Origin of the sequence: Ferrovibrio terrae, assembly GCF_943371255.1 — a bacterium.
Taxonomy (GTDB): Bacteria; Pseudomonadota; Alphaproteobacteria; order Ferrovibrionales; family Ferrovibrionaceae; genus Ferrovibrio; species Ferrovibrio terrae_B.
This window is the reverse complement of record NZ_CALRUC010000038.1, coordinates 1-22,056: the sequence shown is the minus strand read 5'-3', so window position 1 is coordinate 22,056 and position 22,056 is coordinate 1. Positions and strand designations below refer to the sequence as shown.

At 65.1% G+C, this 22,056-nt stretch carries 16 protein-coding genes; 1 reads left to right on the top strand and 15 read right to left on the bottom strand.

Going from position 1 to position 22,056, the window contains the following annotated elements:
- Positions 1-19: 19 nt before the first annotated feature.
- The 15 genes from AAG799_RS10290 to AAG799_RS10220 form a co-directional block, all read right to left on the bottom strand.
- The gene (locus AAG799_RS10290; RefSeq protein ID WP_341895741.1) at positions 20-1,096 is read right to left on the bottom strand and encodes an ABC transporter substrate-binding protein; all 1,077 of its coding nucleotides are present in this window, start codon (positions 1,094-1,096) and stop codon (positions 20-22) included.
- A 42-nt stretch (positions 1,097-1,138) separates the two neighbouring features.
- On the bottom strand, positions 1,139-2,119 hold the full coding sequence (locus AAG799_RS10285) for a dipeptidase (protein ID WP_341895740.1): 981 nt from the start codon (positions 2,117-2,119) through the stop codon (positions 1,139-1,141).
- A gap of 11 nt (positions 2,120-2,130) precedes the next feature.
- Positions 2,131-2,880, bottom strand: coding sequence for a hypothetical protein (locus tag AAG799_RS10280; protein ID WP_341895739.1), 750 nt, complete (start codon positions 2,878-2,880; stop codon positions 2,131-2,133).
- Positions 2,880-4,601, bottom strand: a complete 1,722-nt coding sequence (locus AAG799_RS10275) for a hypothetical protein (RefSeq protein ID WP_341895738.1) — start codon at positions 4,599-4,601, stop codon at positions 2,880-2,882. The genes AAG799_RS10280 and AAG799_RS10275 overlap by 1 nt, the downstream gene beginning before the upstream one ends.
- The gene (locus AAG799_RS10270) at positions 4,598-5,374 is read right to left on the bottom strand and encodes an IclR family transcriptional regulator (RefSeq protein ID WP_341895737.1); all 777 of its coding nucleotides are present in this window, start codon (positions 5,372-5,374) and stop codon (positions 4,598-4,600) included. The genes AAG799_RS10275 and AAG799_RS10270 overlap by 4 nt, the downstream gene beginning before the upstream one ends.
- Before the next feature lie 183 nt (positions 5,375-5,557).
- Positions 5,558-6,622, bottom strand: coding sequence for an ABC transporter substrate-binding protein (locus AAG799_RS10265; RefSeq protein ID WP_341895736.1), 1,065 nt, complete (start codon positions 6,620-6,622; stop codon positions 5,558-5,560).
- 24 nt (positions 6,623-6,646) lie between these two features.
- Positions 6,647-8,371, bottom strand: a complete 1,725-nt coding sequence (locus tag AAG799_RS10260) for an amidohydrolase family protein (RefSeq protein WP_341895735.1) — start codon at positions 8,369-8,371, stop codon at positions 6,647-6,649.
- A gap of 14 nt (positions 8,372-8,385) precedes the next feature.
- Positions 8,386-9,222 (bottom strand): ABC transporter permease, encoded by an 837-nt coding sequence (locus AAG799_RS10255; RefSeq protein WP_341895734.1) that lies wholly within the window; start codon positions 9,220-9,222, stop codon positions 8,386-8,388.
- Complete coding sequence (locus AAG799_RS10250) at positions 9,219-9,995, bottom strand: ABC transporter ATP-binding protein (protein WP_341895733.1); 777 nt, start codon at positions 9,993-9,995, stop codon at positions 9,219-9,221. The genes AAG799_RS10255 and AAG799_RS10250 overlap by 4 nt, the downstream gene beginning before the upstream one ends.
- 257 nt (positions 9,996-10,252) lie before the next feature.
- Complete coding sequence (locus tag AAG799_RS10245; protein ID WP_341895732.1) at positions 10,253-11,077, bottom strand: isocitrate lyase/phosphoenolpyruvate mutase family protein; 825 nt, start codon at positions 11,075-11,077, stop codon at positions 10,253-10,255.
- A gap of 104 nt (positions 11,078-11,181) precedes the next feature.
- Positions 11,182-12,102, bottom strand: a complete 921-nt coding sequence (locus AAG799_RS10240) for a 3-hydroxyacyl-CoA dehydrogenase NAD-binding domain-containing protein (protein ID WP_341895731.1) — start codon at positions 12,100-12,102, stop codon at positions 11,182-11,184.
- A 2-nt stretch (positions 12,103-12,104) separates the two neighbouring features.
- A complete protein-coding gene (locus AAG799_RS10235; protein ID WP_341895730.1) occupies positions 12,105-13,169 on the bottom strand; it encodes a TauD/TfdA family dioxygenase in 1,065 nt (354 codons plus the stop codon).
- A gap of 65 nt (positions 13,170-13,234) precedes the next feature.
- Positions 13,235-14,566, bottom strand: coding sequence for an HlyD family type I secretion periplasmic adaptor subunit (locus AAG799_RS10230; protein ID WP_341895729.1), 1,332 nt, complete (start codon positions 14,564-14,566; stop codon positions 13,235-13,237).
- Entirely contained in the window at positions 14,563-16,758 is a 2,196-nt protein-coding gene (locus AAG799_RS10225) for an ATP-binding cassette domain-containing protein (RefSeq protein ID WP_341895728.1), read from the bottom strand. The genes AAG799_RS10230 and AAG799_RS10225 overlap by 4 nt, the downstream gene beginning before the upstream one ends.
- On the bottom strand, positions 16,755-18,455 hold the full coding sequence (locus tag AAG799_RS10220) for an ABC transporter transmembrane domain-containing protein (protein WP_341895727.1): 1,701 nt from the start codon (positions 18,453-18,455) through the stop codon (positions 16,755-16,757). Before AAG799_RS10220 ends, AAG799_RS10225 begins: the two co-directional genes overlap by 4 nt.
- Before the next feature lie 191 nt (positions 18,456-18,646).
- Here AAG799_RS10220 and AAG799_RS10215 point away from each other — a divergent pair.
- Positions 18,647-22,056 (top strand): calcium-binding protein (locus AAG799_RS10215; RefSeq protein WP_341895726.1); only part of this gene is annotated, 3,410 nt, incomplete at its 3' end.

Sequence of the window (22,056 nt, the reverse complement as noted above, 5' to 3'; positions counted from 1 at the left end):
CCCCGCCCCTTCTGTCGTATCAGCGGCTGATCCAGCGCTCGAACTGCTTGCTGGCTTCCTGCAACTGGTCGGACGCCTTGGTGGTATCCTGGATTACCACCTTCTTGATGTTGTCCGGCGAGGTCGGCATCAGCTTGGCATCCTCGGCACTGACGAAATCGAAGGCCTTGGGGTTGAGCGGGCCGTAGACATTCTCCAGCGCGAATTTCGAGATGCGTTCCGGCCGGATCGCCGACTGGACGAATTTCCACGCCAGTTCGGCGCGCGGCGAGCCTTTCGACACCACCCAGTAGGCGCGGTCGAGCAGGGCCTGGTTCCAGATCATCTCGACCGGCTGCTTTTCGCGGATCAGACGCACCGGATAGGTCTGCCAGATGCCGATCATGTCGACTTCGCCGTCGCGCAGCAACTGGCCCGACTGCGGCCCCTGGGTCCACCACACGCGCAGATGCGGCTTGATCCGTTCCAGCGCCTTGAAGGCGCGGTCGAGATCCATCGGATACAGCTTGTCCGGCGCCACGCCATCGGCCAGCAGCGCGATGGCCAGCACGCGGCCGGCATGCCGCTGCAGGCAGCGGGTGCCGGGAAATTTCTGCGGATTGAAGAAATCGGCCCAGGTCTGCGGGCCGCCATTGGGAAACTTGTCCTTGCGATAGGAGATCAGCGTGGCGAAGGCATGCGAGCCGACGCCGTTCTGGAACACTGCGCCGGGCCACAGCTTCGACTGATCCAGCGGCGCCTTGGAAGCATCCTCGATGATGCCGGCCTCGTTGGCGCGCACGATGTCGGAATCGCCCAGCGTGGTGACATCGAATTCATAGACGCCGGTTTTCACCTGCGCCGCCAGCTTGGCAAAGGAGACCGGCGAGACCGTCTTGATCTCGACGCCGGTCTCTTTCATGAAGGGCTCGAACAGATGTTTCTGCGCCGCTTCTTCCCAGGGGCCGCCCCAGGTATTCACATATAGAACTTCGCGCGCATAGGCGCGGTTGATGAACGGGGCCGGAAACGTGAGCGCGGCGGTGGCGCCGGCCAGCTGCAGTGCCGAACGGCGGCTGATGCTTTTGCCTTTGGCCTTGATGATCGTCTTGGTCATAGTCCCCTCCTCCAGTGTCCCCGGTTCGATATCGGCACGTGTTCAGGCGAGTGAGGCCTCGTAGACGCGCCGCCAGTTGCCATGCGTGATCTTGGCCACTTCCTCGGCGCTGAAGCCCTTGCGCCGCAGGCCATCGGTGATCTCGCCGATATTCTGCACATCCCTGAACCAGTCGGCCGGTGGCGCCTTGCCCGGGCGGGCGGCGGAGCCGGCACCGTAATCGATGCCGCGCGTCCAGCGCCCGGTGCGCATCCAGTCGAGATCCTTCTGGGTGGTGTTGTGGCTGCGATCCGTGCCGATGCCGACATGGTCGATGCCGGCGATCTCCACTGTGCGCGCCACCATGTCGCACCAGTTGTCCACGCTGGCACAGTAATGGTCGCCGGCGATATTGCGATAGGTAGCGCAGCCGATCACACCGCCATTGTCCTTCAGTGCCTTCAGCACGTCATCGGTCTTGTTGCGCTTGTGCGGATAGAGCGAGTCGGCATTGGCATGGCTGATCGCCACCGGCTTCTGCGAGAACTTCACCGCATCCAGCGTGGTGCGGTTGCCGACATGCGACAGGTCGACCAGGATGCCGGTGCGGTTCATCTCGCGGATCACTTCCTTGCCGTAGCGGGCAAGACCGGAATCATGCTCCTCGTAACAGCTGCCGCCAAGGTCATTCTGGTTGTTATAGGTCAGTTGCACGACGCGCACGCCCATATCAGCGAACAGCTCGACGAAGGCGATGCGGCCCTCAAACAGCATGGCATTCTGGAAACCCAGTAGCAGGGCCAGCTTGCCCTCGGCCACCGCGCGATCGATATCGGCGGCGTTCTGCGCAATGCTGACGATATCGGCATTGGCACGGGCCATTTCGCGCCAGCGCGCAATCGAGTCCATGGATTCGACGGCATTTTCCCAGAAGCCGAGCGTAACGGTGACGCACCGCACGGTGCCCTTGAGCAGGGATTCAAACACCGCGCGGTCGAAGTGACCGCACTGCAGACCATCGAAAATCATCGCATCGTTACGCATGGTCGATACCTTCAGGCAGCAGGCTGGGACAACAGGGAAAGGTCGGTTTCATCATCGTCGGTGCGGCCGATGATGCGGCCATTCTCGTCAACGATGATCGGACCGGCATGGCGGCGCGACACCACCGAGTCAGGGGTCAGCGACTGGTTCGACAGATGATAGAGATCCGACCAGAGCTGACGCGGCGTGCGGAAACCCTCGCGGAGCATGCGCGACAGGAAGGGGTCGAGGTCGTGGCTCGACATGGTGATGGCGTTGGTTCCGGTGCTGCGGTCGGATGCGCGGATCAGTGCACCATCATCGGTGATGGTGATCCCGAGGCTGACCTGATGGCGCAGCGCCAGCGGCGTCAGCGCCGCCAGCATCGTCGGCATACGCACATCATGCACCGCCAGCGAGGCCGTGCCGCGTCCTGCCGCCTGGCCGGCGACCGGCCGGCGGCACTGCTCGACCACCAGTTCGACCAGCGACGGCATGATCGCCCAGGCATGCTCGCCCTTGGCATCAAGCTCTGCCTTGCCGTCGGCCTCGAAGAAGAAGACCCGTGCCGGCTGCATTGCCCTGATACTGTCGAAATCGTCGCGCAGATGCGCCAGCGCCCCCAGACGCTGGCCTTCGCAGGCCAGGATCGCCTCGCGCACCGCTGTGACACTGCCGCGCGGCAGGTCAGTGAGCAGCAGGATGCGCTCGACGATCAGGCGCGTCTCGCGCACCGACAGCAGGATTTCGTCATGGGCAGTTGCGGTGCTGGACAGGCTCATCACACGGGCTCCGCGGGATAGAACCAGTCACCATGCGTGCCGGTTCGCAGATCTTCAGGCAGCGGCGCACCGTGATAGAGCACACCACGCAGGTTGCGATTGAGGAAGTCGCGGGTCTTGTCGATGCCATGCAGGCCGACATTGAGCAGGCGCACCATCTGGATCGGGATGAAATCCTCGGCCATGATGTTCATATGCGGCGAGTGATAGCGCAGGCCGCGCAGGGTCTGCACGCGGGCCACGATGCCACGCTGTTCGGGATGGCCGAGCAGGAAATGCGCCATGGTGCGGTCGGCCGGCTGGCTGGCGAGAGCGATATCAAGCTGCTGGACCAGGCGCGGCAGGTCGAGCCCGAGATTGAAGGCCTGCTCGACCTCCTCGCGCGGACCGCGGCGCGGTTCCTCGGCGGTGGCCGACTTGTACCAGATATAGCGGCGCGAGGCCTCGGTGCTGAGATCCATGGCGAGGCACCAGGCATATTCGTCATGCAGGATCTGGCGCAGTTCGCCGACTCGCATGCCCGGCGCCACCGTGGTTTCTTCGCTGACAATCAGCGTCTCGCACAGCGAATCGGCCAGCTCGGGCACCAGCTCGATCAGCAGCGAATGCAGGGTTTCCTGGGTCTCGGGCAGCACCCGGCTCTCCAGGTGGTCGCAGAGTGCCGCCAGCGGCACCGGGGATGGCAGGCCACCGATATGACCGGTAGCGACATAGTCGTTCAGCGCATTGCGCACGATGGCAAGCTCAGCAGCGATCGTGTCGCTCGGCACCAGCGCGTCATATACCGTGCGGTCTTCCAGACGAAACCGGATGACGCGGTCCAGCAGGGCCTGCAGGCGTTTGATCTCCGGACTGCCGGGCAGCGCCGCCAGCCCCTTGGCATGGGCCAGCGCGGTTTCGCGCGCATGCAGGAAGCGGTCGAGCAGCCTGGGGTGGTTGTTGGCAAACAGGATCAGGCCAAGCGCCGAACCGTTGCCGACGCCGAGAAACCGCCGGATCGCCGGATCGAGGCTGGCCGCCTGGCTGCCGGCACGATGGCGCGCCAGGTTGGTGACCAGGTCGGTGGCGAATTCGCGCATCATGTAGGCGCTGAGCATCTGCGCCGCGAGCGGGTTGCGCAGGGCGTGATTGGATTCGAGCGCGCGGAACGAGCGTGTGCCGAAAGTGCCGTTGCCATCAAGCCCGGTGTTGCGCATCAGGTAGCAGACCTGCGACAGGCGGCTGAGTTCGGGCTGCTGGCCGGCGCTGAGACTGTCGACCACATGATCGAAGGCGCGCGAGGACCGGTTGGAGCGCGCCCAGACCAGCGTGCGTTCGGTGGCGCGGCCGGCATAGAGCTTGGGCAGTTCGCGCTGGGTATGCTCGATCTCCGCCGCCGACATCGGGCCTTCCACCAGGGCGCCCATCATGTCCCAGTTGCGGCCGATGATGCGGCCGGTGCGGCCGGCGGGATTGAATTCAAACGAGAAGACCGGGAAATCGAACATGCCGCCGGGCGTGGTGATGCGATAGAGCGCCGTGCCCTTGGCGCGCTCGTCGATATCGAAGCTCAGGCACTGCACATCCCAGCGCTCCCGTGTCATCCGCGCGATCATGGCGCGCGATACGCTGAGCCGGCTTGGCTGGATCGCCGCCAGGCGTTCAGGCTTCATCAGAATTTCCGCCGGGCGCAATGCCACGGCGGGTTCGACCTGCACGGATGCGGGGCGCGATGTGCTCACTGTTCTTTCCCCTGGATCATCCGGGTGATCTGGTCGGCGGCGCGGATCAGCGCCTCGCGGCTTTTGCCGGCATCGAAGCGATTGGCCGGACCGACCAGCGACAGCGCCGCGTAGCAGCGGCCAGCACTATCGAAGACCGGGGCACCCGAGGCGGAAATCCCGGCCACGCGGCTGCCTGAGACGGCGAAGGAGTCGCGACGTACCTGGGCCAGCATGGCTGCCTCGGGCAGCGCCACACCGCGCTCGCGCCAGCCGGCGATGCGTTCGGCATCGGCGAAGGCGACCAGCACGCGGCCGGTAGCGGAATTGTCCAGCGACAGGCTGGAACCGAGTTTGGAATCGGCGCGCAGCAGCTCGTCGGATTCAACACGCTGCACAATGCGGGCTTCGTCGCCATCCAGCACGGCCAGCGATGCGGTCTCGCCCACCTCGGTGACCAGACGCTGCATGACCGGCAGCATGCGCGAGCCCAGGCTGGCCTGCTCCAGCGCCGCATGCGCCACCTGCACGGCGCGTAAGGAGAGGCGGAAGCTGCCATCCTGCAGCTGCTCGACCCAGCCGGCCGCCATCAGGGTGACGAGCCGCTGGTAGACCGTGCCGCGCTCGCCGCCGATCAGCCGGGTCAGGTCGGCCAGACGGATCGGCTTGGCCACGGTTGCCATGGCATCGAGCAGGGACAGGGTCTTGAGCACCGAGCTTAAGGGGCGAACGCCGCCCTTTTTCTCGGTCGATGCCGCTGGAGCGGACGTGCTGGTCTCGGTTACAGTTTGCATTTGTATTCTATATGAAGACATTGTATTACAATAAAATACTCACGCAATTGACCCGCCATCGTCAAGCGGATTCTGTCGGGTCGCTGCGAAATGGGGTGGGTGGCCGGGCGCCGGGCGCGAGCCAAAGCCTCAGGGCCGCAGATACTGCCGCCAAACGAGAGCGCCCGGCGGCAGTGGCAGGGTTTACAGGCTGCTCATCGCTTTTTCGACAAAGCGCAGGTCATAGGCATCCTCGAACTTGAAGCCGGCCGGAATGCCCGGCTGCTGCAGGGTCTTCAGCTCGTTGTCGAGGAAATCGAGATTGAGATCGAACTGGGCCTTGGTCGGCACCGGCGTCTTCATATACATGCCTACATTGTTGGCGAACGCGGTCTCGAACAGCACCGGATCCATATCGGCGAAGTATTCCTTGGCAAAGGCCTTGAAGCCGGCCGGATCGCCGGCAATGCCCTTAAGCGCCAGCGCGATGCCCTTGCAATAGGCGGTCAGCTCGTTCGGCTTGTCCTTGATGGTCTTCTCGCTGACACTGGCGGTGATGTAGAGATAATCCTGCAGGGCCGGCGGCGGATTGGTCACCATGTTGAACAGGTAGACCGCGCCGAATTTCGACACCGCCATGTCAGAGGCCGGCGAAGACAGCACGAAACCGTCGATGGTGCCACGATCCAGTGCCGCCAGCATCGGCGACACGCCGCCCTGGATCGGCACGAGGGTGGCATCGCGATCAGGATCGATCTTGGCCATACGCATGAAATAGCGCGCCAGCTGGTCCGGACCGCCGCCGGCACCGGTGGTGCCGATCTTCAGGCCCTTGAGTGCCGCCGCCTTCTTCTCGGGCGGCGAGGCTTCAGTGATGCCGAGTTTGTCGGCGATGTCTTTCTTGATGACGACGTTGGAGGCGAATTTGTTGACCCAGCCGCAGATCATTTTCACCGGCTGGCGGCGGATCTGCACCCGCATGTTCTGCGTCGGTGCGCCGAGCAGGATATCGGCGGCACCGCCGATCAGCGCATCCTGGTTGACGCCGCGATTGGTGGCGGCCAGTTCAAGCTTCAGGCCGGACTTGGTGAACAGCCCGGTGCCCTGGGCGAAATCCTCGGCGCCCCAGAGGAAGGATTTTGCATTCGAGCGCAGGCTGGAAGCCGTCAGCCCGCTCTGCGCCGAGACAGGCATGGCCAAACCCATGCTGCCGATGAACCCGACCGATGCAACGCCCTGCAGAAACGCCCTGCGTTCAATGTCACGCATCTTCCCCTCCTCGGTTGAACCCAATCAGTGATGTGCGCTGCCGCTGCGCAGGACATGACCCGGCATGCGGCCGGCCGGCATCGCTTCGCCCGGCGGCGGCAGCACGGTGCCATTGACGATGACGGTATGGATGCCCGAAGCGCGCGAGATCAGGCGGTCGGCGCCGGCCGGCAGGTCATAGACGCGTTCCAGCGGACCCGCACCCACGGTGGCCGGATCGAAGACCACCACATCGGCATGACGGCCGAGCGCCAGCAGGCCACGATCGGCGATGCCGAAAATCGCCGCCGGACGGCCGGTCAGCATATGCACGGCGCGTTCCAGGCTGAGCGACTTTTTCACCCGCACCCAGTAGCCGAGCAGATGGGTGGCGTAGCAGGCATCGCAAAGCTGCGACAGATGCGCACCACCATCGCCAAGACCGACAACCGTATTCGGGTCCTGCAGCAGCTCCTCGACCTCGTCTTCCTGGAAGTTCACCAGCGGCATTCGGAAACGCGCACGCAGGTTGCTCTGCGCCGCCAGATCGAGAATCAGGTCGACCGGCGAGACACCGCGTTCCTGTGCAACCGCCTCGACCGTGCGACCGACCAGGGCGGGCTGTTCCTCGCACCAGCTGATCTCAGTGAGGCGCCAGGAGGCGCGGCGCATGTCGCCTTCGGACTTGCCGCCGGAGAAATCGCCATCGCGGCCGCCGCGACCGGCCACTTCCTCGCGGAACTGGTGACGGAAATCGGCGTCGGAATAGATGCGTATCAGGTCGGCTTCGCTCTTGGCGACACGCACCGGCTTGAACAGGCTCCAGGTGTCGAACACCACCGGCGAGCGGAAATCGAATTCGCTGACGATCGGCCGGCAGGCGACCTGCGGATAGATCGGCTTGCCCTGCGCCACCAGCTGTTTGGTGCGCTCGAGGCTCTCGCGATGGCGGCCGGGGCCGAGCTGGCCGGCGAGCAGCGCGGTCCAGCAGACCGGGCGACCGCTTTCGTAATGCATGCCGAGGTAATGGTCGAACAGCGGTTCGCGCGCGCCGTTGTAATGGATGATGCCACTGCCGGCCTGGCCGACGGCGCGGCCCAGTGCCAGCATCTCGTCGAATTCGGCGAGCCGGCTCGGGATCGGCTTGCCGTCGAAGCCGATATGGATGCGCGAGACCGACGTGCCAAATGCAATCGCGCCGGCCTTCATGCCTTCGCGCACGATATCCTGCATCTGGATGACTTCATCCTGCGTGGCGGCGCGCTCCACGGCCGCCTCGCCCATCACGTAAAGCCGCGTCGCCGTATGGCCGATCATCGCCCCGACATTGATGGCGGTGCCCATCTTGCCCAGCGCATCGAGATACTGCGGGAAGGTCTCGAACGGCCAGTCATTGCCCAGGCCGGCCTCAAGCGCGTTCAGCGGCATGGCCTCGACGCGCTCCAGCGTGCGCAGGATCAGGCTGCGATCCTTCGGCCGCGTCGGCGCGACACCGAAGCCGCAGCTGCCCATCACCACACTGGTGACACCATGCCAGGGCGAGATGGTGAGCATCTGGTCCCAGAACACCTGCGCATCGTAATGGGTGTGGATATCGACAAAGCCCGGCGAGACCACCAGGCCATCGGCCTTCACCGTGCGCGCCGCCGTATCCGGCGCATGGCCCAGAGCGACGATGCGGCCGTCCTTGATGCCGACATCGCCGCTGTAGCCGGGCTTGCCGGTGCCATCAATGATGGTGCCGCCAACAATCTTCAGATCATAGGCCATAACAACCGTTCCTCTTATTTCAATTCGCGCCAGCGCAGCAGATGGGTTTCCAGCGCCTTGAGCGCGCTGTTCAGCACCATGCCGGTGACCGCCAGCACCACCAGACCGGCAAAGACGCCGGCCGTATCGAACATCCCCGAGGCCTGGCCGATCAGGAAGCCGATGCCGCGGTTGGACGAAATCAGCTCGCCGACCACGGCGCCGATCAGCGCATAGGGTACCGAGACTTTCAGCCCCGTGAGCACCCAGGCCGCTGCCGAGGGGAAGATCACGTAGCGCAGCAGCTGCCAGCCATTGGCGCCCATGATGCGGGCGGCATTGATGTGAATCGCGCTGACATCGCGCACGCCGGCAAAGGTGTTGAGGAAGACCAGGAAGAACACGATCAGCGCGGCCATCGCCACCTTGCTCTCCAGCCCGATGCCGAACCACATGATCAGCAGCGGCGCCAGCGCGATCTTGGGCAGGCAGTAGATCGCGGTGATATAGGGATCGAACAGCTTGGCGGCGGTATCGGAACGGCCGAGCAGGAAGCCGATGATGAAACCGCTCACGCTGCCGATGATGAAGCCCAGCACCATGGCCTGCATGGTATAGGCAAAGGCATTGGCCAGCGTGCCGTTGCGCGTCCAGATCCACAGCTTCACCGCCACGGCAATCGGTGAGGAGATGAAGAAGTCGTCGATCAGCCGGCCCGAGGCGAACTGCCAGATGCCCAGAATGGCCAACCCGATCAGCACCTGGCCGATGCGGATGCCCCAGCGTTTACGCGTCTCCGCGCGCTCGACCTGCAGCACGGCTGCGCTGGGCTGCGCGGCAGGAAGCTCGGTCTCCAATGCCTTGTCGCTCATGTGCGCACCGCTCCCACGCCGATTTCGGGCGCCAGCGCATCCCACAGCTCGTTGTAAATTTCACGGAAGGCCGGGTCGAACTGCAGCTTGAACACATCGCGCGGCCGCGGCAGATCAATCTGCTTGATCGCCTTGATGCGGCCCGGCCGGCCGCTGAAAATCACCACATGGTCGGACAGCGCGATGGCCTCGGCCAGATCATGGGTGACAAACACGATGGTCTTGCGGGTTTCTTCCCAGATGCGCGCCAGTTCGGCCTGCATCACCAGCTTGAGCTGGGCATCCAGGGCGCCAAAGGGCTCGTCCATCAGCAGGGTTTCGGGGTCATAGGCCAGCACCTGGGCGAGTGCCACGCGCTTGCGCATGCCGCCCGAAAGCTCGGAGGGAAACTGCTGCCTGAAATTGCTCAGGCCCACCATGTCGAGCATTTTGGCGACGCGCGCCTCGATCTCGGCCTTGCCCTGGCCGCGCAAAACCAGCGGGAAAGCCACATTCTGCTCGGTGGTGCGCCAGGGCAGCAGGCTGTCGGCCTGGGTCATGTAGCCGACATGCGTGTTGATGCCATTGACCACACGGCCGCCATGCTCGACCGCACCACTGCTGGGCGGAATGATGCCGGCGATCATGTTGAGCAGGGTGGATTTGCCGCAGCCGCTGGGACCGACGAAGGAGACAAAGGCACCGGCGGGAATGTCGAGGCTGGTGGGCAGCAGGGCCGAAACTTCCCGGCCGCGGGCGACGAAGGTCTTGGTGACCTGGCGGACTGTAATCATCGACAAAGCTGAACGCGCCTCCGCTTCGAGGGCGTTCCAGTCAAGATGCGATGACGCAGCAATCGTTTCAACGAGCCGTCCCCACTTGTTATATTGATATTACAATAGACGGATTGCACGACGGTCAACAGAAAACGTGTCGCATCGCTGCAACACACACGCCGCGTGATCGGCGCAGAATGACACCGCTACCTATTGGTGCGACATTTGCCGCGGCTATGTTATGCCTGTCTTCTCAGGCGAGATGATCGGCGCCGTTAGCGTTTCATATGCGCGCCGAACAGCCGGTTCAGCTCCGAACTCGGCGTGGCCTGCTTGAAATGCTCGAAGGTTCCTTCGGCACCGATTTCCTTGGCGGCACGGATGAACTCGCCCCAGGCGCTGCGCGCCAGCGAGCCGCCGACGCTGACACGCCGGATGCCAAGCCCGGCCAGATGCGCCACCGACTGGCCCGTGGTGAGCATATTCACCGGTTTGCCGGCTGCCGCCTGCACCACTGCCGTAATCTGCGCATCTTCGCGGATGCCCGGCGCATAGAGCACGTCGGCACCAGCAGCAGCGTAAGCCTTCAGGCGGCGCGTGGTTTCCGCCAGATCCGGCCGGCCGGCGATGAAACCTTCGCTGCGCGCGGTCAGCAGCACGCCGCCGCCGGTCTTGTCGATGGCGGCACGCGCCGCCTTGATACGCGCCACCGCGAGATCGAAATCATACAGCGGTGCTTCCGTGTTGCCGGTGGAATCTTCAATGGAAAGTCCGGCGATGCCGGCCTCCACCGCCTTGGCCACGTTGCCCGCGACACGGTCCGGCTCATCGGCAAAGCCGTTTTCGAAATCGGCATTGACCGGAATGTCGGTAACAGATGTCAGCGTCTTCAAATGCGCCAGCACCTCGGCCAGCTCCACCTTGTTATCCGGCTTGGCCATGCTCCAGGCCATCCCGGCGCTGGTGGAAGCCAATGCCTTGAAGCCGAGGCTTTGCAGGATCACGGCCGAGCCGGCATCCCAGGGATTGGGGATGACGAAGCAGCCGCTGTCATGCAGGCGGCGGAAGGCGGCGCATTTATCCGATGTCGAGACGGGCATGGCGGTTCCTCTGGCTTTTGTTGACGCCAGAGTAAAGCTTCGACATGACAGGACAAGGCGGGATGTTTCGGCCCAGACCGAAATATGGGCGGAATATTGTCGGGCTACATTTTCGGCCGGCGCTTCGCCCGCAGCTTCAGGGTTTCGATCAATGCCGCATCGCGTTCGGCGCTCAGCTCCGCAATGCTGCGGCCGGCGGCTTCCTCTTCCACACCGCGCACCAGCGCATCCTTTACCTCGGGCGTAAGGCTGGGACTTCCCAGCGCCGCCCAGCGCTTTTCCTGGCTGGGGCCGAGGTGATCGAGATAATGGCGGATACCGCCCTCGCCGCCACCCAGATGATAGGTCATATGCGCACCCTGGATCGACCAGCGCAGCCCCGGTCCTTCCACCAGCGCCTTGTCGACATCGGCGACATCGGCGATGCCCTCGGCCACGATATGCACGGCCTCACGCCACAGCGCCGAAGCCAGCCGGTTGGCGACATGGCCGGGCGCCTCGCGCTTCATGCGGATCGTCACCTTGCCCATGGCTTCGTAAAACACCGCGGCCGCCTGCACGCGGGCCGGGTCGGTGCCATAGAGCTCGACCAGCGGCACCAGATGCGGCGGATTGAAGGGATGCGACACGATCAGCCGCGACGGCTCTTTCATGCCCTCGGTCAGCGCCGACCAGGCAAAGGAGGATGTGCTGCTGGCAATCGTGGCTTCAGGCTTCGCCGCCGCGACAATCTCGGCAAACAGCCGGTGTTTCAGTTCCAGTTTCTCCGGCGCGTTTTCCTGGATCAGATCGGCACCAGCCACCGCCGCCTTGAGGCGGGCGACGATCTTCAGTTTGCCGCGTCCGCGGCGGCCGAGCTGGGCCAGCTGCTTGCGCGCGGCATTGACGCGGTCGCGAAACAGCGCGCGCGCCGTGGCATCGGGATCCCAGGCCACCACATCGATGCCACCGGCAGTGAACAGGGCCGCCCAGCTGGCGCCGATCAGGCCACCGCCGACAATGGCTACAGTCTTGATATCCGACATGGTCAAACAGCCTCGAAGGGAACAGTCAGTTGCGTGCCCGGCACGATGATGCCGCCGCGATCGCCCGGCGTGACACTGCCATAGCGCTGGGCAAAGACCGGCGGCAGCGGGCGCGCCTGCTGCGGCGCCAGCCAGAGCCGCAGCAGATGGCGGCGCTTTGCCGGTTCGGCCCAGTCCTCAAACGCCGTGCGGTCATGCAGCAGGGTGTGGTTATGCACCAGCTGCACATCGCCGGGTTCCAGCACCATATGAAAATTCAGCGCCGGATCATTGGACAGCGCGTCGAACAGATCAAAGGCTTCGACCTGCGCCGGCGACAGCGGCGCCACATCGGCAAAGCGACGGGCGGACTCGATATACTGGCGCTGATAGATCGCCGAGAGATGACCTTCGTGCCAGTTATAGGTCGGGATGGTGAAATACGGCTTCTCGCCCACCGGCACCTCGCCGCGCCGGTCGGTTTCGATCGGGGCGAACAGATGTGGCAGCAGGTCTGGCCGGCGTTTGCGCATCTCGTTGAAGATGGTGACCGAACTTACCAGCGCCGAATGGCCGCCGGCCTTTGCAACCTGCAGACAAAGCAGGCCGACAATATCGGCGGAATCGGTGTGGAAGGTCTGGCGCTCATGCGTCTGGTAGATGCGCACATTCGGATCGTCGCTGGAGAGTCCCATATCCTTCACATGACCCAGGATATGGCCCTTGGCATTCTGCGAGCGCGCACTGCCGATATGACAACCGATCCCGAGAAAGGCGATCGCGGCCTCGCGCAGGCTCCAGCGCTGCACCGGCAGGCCGCGCAGCAGGGCGAAGCCACGGCCGTTCAGCACCTCGTCGCGCAAGGCATGCAGGCGTGGCGCCAGCGTCGGCAGTGGGAAATCCGCCGGTGTCAGTCGCGCAACCGCGGCATCGGGTCCGGCGGCAACGCGGCGCGTCGCCTGCTCGACCTCGGCGATCTCGGCAGCGGTGAAATGCTGCAGCCAGCGGGTGTCCTGCAGCATGGCGGGGCCATACCAGGCTGAGGCATCGTGGATTTCAGGTGGCAGGGCGTCGGGGCTCGGGGTCATGGCGCGATATTGCCTGACCGGCGCCCCCGATCAAGATTCGGCCGGTGCAATTCCGCGTGGGCCGGTCAGCGTTCCTGGAAGGCCGTATCGATGGCCCGGTAGACTGGATTGAGCAGGAAGCGCAGCACGGTGCGCTCGTCGGTCTTGATATCGGCCAGCACGGTCATGCCCGGACGCAGCTGATTGCGGGCCGGATCACTGCCGACATAGGACTGATCCAGCCGCACCAGCGCCTTGTAGAAGGGCGCAATCTGCGGCCCGTGGAAAGTGGAGGCCGAAACACTCAGCAGGCTGCCCGGCACGGAACCGAACTGGGCGAAATCATAGGTCGAGACCTTCACCGCCACCGGCTGGCCCGGCCGCAGCTGACCGACATCCACCGGACTGATGCGCGCCTCGACAATCAGCTCGCGGCCGACCGGCACGATCTCGGCGATATTGCCGCCCGGCGGCACCACGGCCCCGGCGGCATAGGCGCGCAGATCCTTGATGATGCCGCGCACCGGCGAGGTGATGGTGGTACGCGCCACGCGGTCTTCCAGCTTGACGCGCGCCTCCTCGATCTGGCGCAGGTCACTGGTGACCGAACCAAGCTCGCGCATCGCATCGACCGTGAGCCGGGTATCCAGCTCGATCAGCCGCTGCTCGGCCTCGGCCACCGCTTCGCGGGCGCGGCCGATATTCGTCGTCACGGTGCTCAACTCGCCCTGCACACGATTCATCTCACGCTGCACATCGAGGAAGGTGAGCCGCGAATTCAGCCCCTTTTCCGACAGCGTCTTGCGCATGTCCAGCGCTTCGCCGGTGATCGTGATCTGGCGTTGCAAGGTACGCTGCTGGCCGATCAGCGCTTCCAGATCGGCGCGACGACCGGCGACCTGGCGCTCGATCACAACGCGCTGGCTAGTACGGGCGCGCTCCTGGCTGCGCAGGATTGCCGCCTGGTCGATGGAGAGGCCCTGCTCCTGACTGTCATCCAGATCGGCGACACGGCCCTCGGCAAAGGCGCGCAGGCGTTCGGCCTGCAGGCGCAGACTGCGTTCGCGGCTGCGCAGCTGGTCGAGTTCGGCGGTCACGCCGGTCTGGTCGAGGCGCACCAGAACCTGGCCGGCTTCAACGAGATCGCCGTCCTGCGCCAGCACTTCGGCGACAATGCCGCCTTCCAGATGCTGCACCGGCTGCAGATGGCCATTCGGCACGATTTCGCCCGGGGCACGCGCGACCTGGGCCACCCGGGTCACCGCTGCCCAGCCGATGGCGCAGATCACGATGGCGATCATCAGCCAGACCGACAGCTGCATCAGCCGCGGCGCACGGCCTTCCTCCAGCTGGATCGCCAGCGTCAGGTAGCGGATGCGGGCCGGATCGGCCTTCACGGCAGGCAAGGTCTCACTCATCTCCCGACTCCCTGGGATGTCGTCGCAGCACCTCTGGTCGGGCTGCGGATATCTATGATGCGGCCATTCTCCATCACGACGACGCGGTCGCAGATGGCAAGATGGCTCGGCCGATGGGTCACGATGGCAATGGTCTGCTTGCCCTTGCGACGTTGCAGCGATTCGATCATCGCGGCATCGCCGGTCTCGTCCAGCCACTGGCCCGGCTCGTCGAGCAGCAGCACGGCAGAGGGGCGCAGATAGAGTCGCGCCAGCGCGATGCGCTGCAGCAGCCCGGTGGACAGCGTGCGCGCATCGGAATGATCGCCCAGGCCGGTATGCAGGCCATCGGGCAGCGCCAGCACATCATTCAGCGCGCCGGCTTCGGCCAGTGCCGCCTTCAGGTCGTCATCGCTGGCGGTCGGCGCGGCCAGGCGCAGATTCTGCGCCAGCGTGCCATGGAACAGATGCCGGTTCTGCGGCGAATAGGTCACGGCGTTGCGCAGTTCATGCGGCGTCATCTGGCGGATATCCAGGCCATCCAGCAGCACGGCGCCGGCCTGGGCCTGATACAGCCCCGCCATCACCTTGAGAATGGTGGACTTGCCCGAACCGGACGGACCGGTGATGCCGATCATCTCGCCGGGCTTGAGCAGCAGGTCGACGCCGAGCAACGCCGGTTCGGCATCGGGGCGATAGCGCAGCGATACGCGGTTCAGTGTGACTGCGCCGCGGAACACGCGCTGCACGACCGCCGGGCCCGGGCGATCGGTCAGTTCCGGCCGCAGTTGCAGCAGACGGTCGATCTGCGCCAGGCCGAGGCGGATCTGTCCGAGCCGGGTCAACGCCATCAGACCAAGCTGCAGCGGCGCCAGCACGCGCCAGGACAGCGCCATGGTCGCCACCAACGCACCGACCGTCATGCTGCCATCCATGATGCGCAATGCACCCCAGGCCAGCACGATGGTGCCGGTCAGCATCATCAGGGTCTGCGACAGCGTGTTGAGCATGCCGCCGATCATCTGCACCGCGCGGCTGTCCACTGCCGATGCCGCCGAGGCGGCACGATAGCGTTCCAGCCAGGTGGCCGCACTGCCCGACTGCTTGATCGCCTGCAGATTGGACACGATCTCCACCGTCAGGCCATGGCGTGCGGCCTGGCTGGCGGCGGCGCGCTGCACGGCCGTGCTCTGCAACATCTGCGAGACATAGCCGATCAGCAGGATCAGCAGGCCCAGCACCAGCGAGACCAGCACCAGCGGACCACCGAGCCAGGCAATCACCAGCAGGAAGACAAACAGGAAGGGCAGATCGAAGGCGACGCCGGCGAGCGGCCCGGTGAAGAATTCGCGCACGGTTTCGAATTCCTTCAAGCGCGCGAGTTGTGTGCCGATCGGTGCCGACTCGGTATAACCCACCGGCAGGCGCAGCAGGTGCTTGAGCACCGCAATGGCAACCAGCCGTTCGACGCGGGCACCCATATAAGCCAGCATGCGGCTTCGCAGCATGCGCAGCGCGAAATCGAAAACAAAGGTCATACCGATGCCGGCGAGCAGGTAGACCACCAGCTCGCGCGAGTCGCCGCCGATCACCTTGTCGTAGACCATCAGCGCGAAGAGCGGGAAGCCGAGCGCCAGGATGTTGTTGAACAGGGTGACCATGCCAAGCTGCACGGCAACACCGGAAAAGCGCATCGCAATAGCGCCGAGGAAGGTCTTGCGCGGGCCGGTCTCTTCCGGCGTTTCGGCCGGTTCGATGAAATAGGCCATGCCAGCGATGGCAGCAGACTTGAGCTGGATTTCCTCGCGGCGCGCACCATCGAACACCCGCGCCACGCCATCCCTGATCTCCAGCACCACGCGCGGACGGCCGGCATTATCGACATGCAGGCAGGGCAGCAGGCGCGGATCGATCTGGCCCAGACGCCGTTCATGCGGCTTGGTGGCGTAGGACAGCTCGATCAGCACATTGCGCAGGCCATCGAGATCGAGATCGGCGGCGAAATGCGGCAGGGCCTCGACAATATGGCGCGGATCTCCCTGCCAACCCAGCGCGGTGAGCAGCGGCATGAGGCAGGCGGCGAAGGGCGAGACGGCCTGGAAGGCACCCATGCGGCCCTGACGCAAAGCCTCGGCGAGCGGTTCGGCGCGCACCACCTGCAGGCTGTTGGTCTCGCCGCCAGCGGAAGACGGTCGATTCATCGACGTGCTCATGCCGATCGCCCGTCCAGTACTTCCGTCGACGCCGGGCCGAAGGTCGCGCCAATCGGCGAGCGCTCGATCAGCTGACCATTGCGCAGTTCAAACACGCGATCAGCCAGGCGCAGCACCGAAGGCTGATAACTGACCAGCACGATGGTGGCGCGACCTTTCAGATCGGCCAGCATGCGCAGCAGCCGTTCATTCGAGTTGCGATCGAAGCCGTTGTTGCTTTCATCGAACAGGATGATGCGCGGCTGTTCGGCCAGGGCACGGATGATGGCAATGCGCTGGCGCACGCCGCCGGGCAGGGTTTCGGTCTGGCCGCCGCTCACCGTGGTCTCGTACCCATTGGCCAGGGTGGCAATATAGCTGTCCAGCCCCAGCTTTTCCGCCAGCTCCAGCGCGGTATCGACCACGGCACCGCGACGGAACATGGTCAGGTTGTCGATCATGCTGCCCTGGAACACCGTGGCCTGGCGCGGCAGCAGGCCGATTTCATCGGGGCCGGGGCGCGGGTCGGCGGCTTTGAGGATTTTATTGTCATACAGGATCTGTCCGCCGGTCGGCCGCTGCAGACCCGCAATCAGCGTCAGGATCGCCGAACGGTCGCTGCCATCGGCGCTGACAATGGCGACGGTTTCGCCGGCATTGATCGTCATGTTGGCATGATCGAGCAGCGGCTGGCCGATGCCGTCATCCAGGCTGACATCGCGGAATTCAATGCGTCCCAGCGTGACGATGGGCGCGGGGCGCTGCAGGCCGCCCGGCTCCTGCGGCAAGGCATGCAACTGGTTCAGCTGGCGCTCGGCCAAACGGATCGCCTGGAAATTGCTCCAGATGCCCATGGCACGCAGCAGCGGCTGCATCACCCGGCCGGCCAGCAGCGAGCAACAGGCCAGCTGGCCCACCGTCATCTGGTTATCGAGCACCAGCAGCGAGCCGTAGACCAGGATGGCGACAATCGCCAGGTTGGAAAAGAAGCTGCCCAGCGCCTGCGACAGCGACGACAGGTAGGTGACGCGGAATGCCGCGGCCGACGCGCTGTCCATCAAGCGTTCGTAGCGGCGCATCATCAGCCGCTCCATCGTCATCGCCTTGATAGTGGTAATGCCGGACAGGATCTCGATCATGAAACTGGTACGGCGCTTGTCGGAATCGGTGCGCGCATCGACCGCCTGGTGCAGCACACGGCCGATAATCGCCGCCGCAATGGCAAAAACCACGAAAACCGCCATGGTCAGCCAGGCCAGCGGGCCGCCCACAACCCAGATGATGGCGGTGAACAGCAGGGCGAAGGGCAGATCGATGACAATCACCGCGCCCTGGTTGGCATAGAATTCGCGCAACCGGTCGATGGCGCCAAGCCGCTCCAGATGCGCGCCGGTTGTATCTTTGGCGGAAATCGTGCTGTCGGCACCCAAGAGCCGCGCGATGCCGGCGCAGCCCGCGCCATGTTCGAACCGGGCTCCCGCCCAGGTGGCCAGCGCACTGCGAATGGCACGCATGGCGCCTTCGGCGAACAACACAGTTAACAGCAAAATGGTGAGCAACAGCAGCGTGTCGCCAGCAGTATTCGGCAGAACGCGGTCATAAACCTGCAGCGTGTAAATCGGCAGCGCGATAGCCAGCAGGTTGAGCAGAACTGAGCAGGCGATCAGCGTCGGATTGAAAACCAGACTGCTGCCGGCATTTTTATTGGTTACCGGCATGTCAACCATACACCCAGAATCCGTTCACTGATTGTCGCCGGACACAAAATAAGTCTCCCAAAAAATGGCCGGTGTTGATCGTAATCAAAACTCTATTGTGCCGTGCGGCGATATACCCAATATAACTAAAGAGAGAGTTATCAATTCACAAGATTAACTCTTGATTACATGTTGTGCTTTAAGAACGCGCGATGGCCACGAAATCAGACATCCTCAATGACGAACTGACCGCATTGCCCAAGGGCGCCAAGGCGCCCCGGGCCGGTGGCAGCGACACGCCCCTGGCACAGGCTCAGGGTGGCGGCGGCGACGGCGCGGATGTCGGGTCCGGTCTTGGCGCGGTGCATTACGGCACGGTCATTGCCGATGAACGCAGCTATCAGCCGGTTCAGGGCCAGACCACGACCGCCAACGCGCTCGGCAACGGCGCCTTGCCCGCGGCGTCCCAGTCCGTTGCGACGACAGAAGCGACAGCGCAGGCAAACGACACGGCCGCAGGTGGCGAACAGCGCCTCGGCATGGCCGTCGCCGATGCCCGCACCACCACCGGTCCGCGCGGCGCCCCTGCGGCCACGCCGGCAGCAGCAGGCGATCCGGCAGCCCAGGCTGCGGCTCCTGTTACCGCGCCCAATGGCGCCGAAGCGGCTGCGGCCGCGACCGCCACCACGGCAGCGAACGATCTGACCGCGGATGCCCCGTCAGCCTCCAATACAGCGGCCACAACCGCACGCACCGCTGTGTCTGCAACCAGCAATACACCGCCGGCAACCGGCACCGCCGCGCCGGCCGGCCGCGAAAGCGCGGCCGAAGCGCCGCCGGCTGCTGCCGAGCGCAGCGCAGCGCCAGCCGCAAGCACAACCGCGGAACAGACCCTCGAAGACGAAACGCCTGAACCCCCCGGCGGGCCGCAGGTGCATACCGGCACCGGTGGCGACGATCTCTTCACTGCGACCGCCGCGGCGGAACGCTTCGATGGCCTGGCCGGCAACGATACGGTCAGCTATGCCGATGCCGATGCGGCGGTGACGGCAAATCTGTCGAGCGGCGGCACTGCCGGGCAGGCCAGCGGCGACAGCTATGTCAGCATCGAAAACCTCACCGGCTCGGCCCATGCCGACAGCCTGACCGGCGATGCCGGCGCCAATATCCTGGCTGGCGGCGCCGGTGCCGATACGCTGGACGGCGGCGCGGGCAGCGATACCGCCAGCTATGCCGCCTCGACAGCCGGCGTCAGCATCAATCTCGCCGCCGGCACGGCTAGTGGTGGCGATGCGGCCGGCGACACGCTCAGCGGCATCGAGAATCTTACCGGCTCCGATCATGCCGATACGCTGACTGGCGATGCCGGCGCCAATATCCTGGATGGCGGCGCCGGCAACGACCTGCTCACCGGTGGTGCTGGTGCGGACACGCTCACTGGCGGCAGCGGCACGGATACCGCCAGCTATGCCGGCAGCACGGCCGGCGTCACCATCGACCTTGCCGCCGGTACCGGCAGCGGTGGCGATGCGCAGGGCGACACACTGAGCGGTATCGAGAATGTCACCGGCTCGGATCATGCCGATACGCTGGCCGGCGATGCGGCGGCCAATATCCTGGACGGCAGCGCCGGCAGCGATACCGCCAGCTATGCCGGCTCCTCGGCCGGTGTCAGCATCAACCTCGCCGCCGGCACCGCCAGTGGCGGCGATGCGGCCGGCGACACGCTCACCAGCATCGAGAATCTCACCGGCTCGGGTCATGCCGATGCCCTCACCGGCGATGCCGGTGCCAATATCCTGGATGGCGGCGCGGGCGATGACCTGCTGATTGGCGGCGCCGGCGCGGATACCCTCACCGGCGGCAGCGGCAGCGACACCGCCAGCTATGCCGGCAGCGCAGCCGGTGTCACCATCGATCTTGCCGCCGGCACGGCCAGTGGCGGCGATGCGGCCGGCGATACGCTGACCAGTATCGAGAATGTCACCGGCTCCGATCAGGCCGACATGCTGACCGGCGATGACGATGCCAATGCACTGGATGGCGGCGCGGGCAACGACACCCTGATCGGTGGCGCCGGCGCCGATACCCTCACCGGCGGCAGCGGCACGGATACCGCCAGCTATGCCGGCGGTACTGCTGGCATCACGGTCAATCTGGCGACCGGCACCGGCAGTGGTGGCGATGCCGAAGGCGATACGATCAGTGGCATCGAGACGGTGATCGGCACCGGCCTGGCCGATGCACTCACCGGCGATGCACTGGTGAATAGCCTGGACGGCGGTGCTGGCGACGATGTGATCAATGGCGGCGCCGGTGCAGATACGCTCACGGGCGGCAGTGGCATCGACACACTCAGCTATGCCGGCTCCTCGGCAGCCGTGACGGTCAACCTCGGCACCAATGCCGCCAGCGGCGGCGATGCCGCCGGCGACGTGCTGTCCGGCTTCGAGAATGTCACCGGCTCCGACCACGCCGACACCCTGACCGGCAGCGCGGGCGACAACCGGCTGGAGGGCGGTGCCGGCAACGATCGCCTTGATGGCAGCACCGGCAATGACCTGCTGCTGGGTGGCGCAGGCGCCGACCAGCTGATCGGCGGCACCGGCATCGATACGGCCAGCTATGCCGGTTCGACTGCAGCCGTCACGGTCAGCCTGACCAGCGGCACCGGCACCGGCGGCGATGCCCAGGGCGACACGCTCGCCACCATCGAAAACCTCGTCGGTTCGGATCATGCCGACACGCTCACCGGCAGCACGGCCGACAACAGTCTTGAGGGCGGTGCCGGTAATGACCGCCTGGATGGCAGCAGCGGCAACGATACCCTGATCGGTGGCGCGGGCGCCGACCAGCTGATCGGTGGCACCGGGACCGATATTGCGAGTTACGCGAGCGCGGCGACTGCGGTGACCGTCAATCTCGGCACCAACAGTGCCAGCGGCGGCGATGCCCAAGGCGACACTTTCTCTGCGATCGAGACCGTCGTCGGTTCGGACTTTGACGACACCCTGACCGGCGACAGCAATGCCAACACACTGCTGGGCGGCGCGGGCGACGACCTGCTGCAGGGCGGCGGCGGCGCAGACGTGCTGACCGGCGGCACCGGCAGCGACACCGCCAGCTACGCTGCATCCTCGGCAGCCGTCACCGTCAGTCTGGCGACCGGCACCGGTTCGGGCGGCGATGCGGCCAGCGACGTATTGAGCGGCATCGAAAATCTGATCGGTTCGGCCAATGCCGATACGCTGACCGGCGATGCCAACGCCAACCGCCTGGACGGCGGCGCCGGCAACGACACGCTGACCGGCGGCGCGGGTGCGGATACCCTGGTGGGCGGCAGCGGCACCGATACGGCCAGCTATGCGTCATCCACAACTGCGCTCACCGTCGACCTTGCCACCGGCACCGGTACCGGTGGTGACGCCGAAGGCGATGCGCTGTCGGAGATCGAGAATGTTACCGGCGGCAGTGGCAACGACACACTGACGGGCGACACCACGGCCAACCGCCTCGATGGTGGCACCGGCAATGACACACTGGTGGGCGGTGCAGGCGCTGATGCCCTGATCGGCAACACCGGTACCGATACCGCCAGCTATGCGGCTTCGGCCAGTGCTGT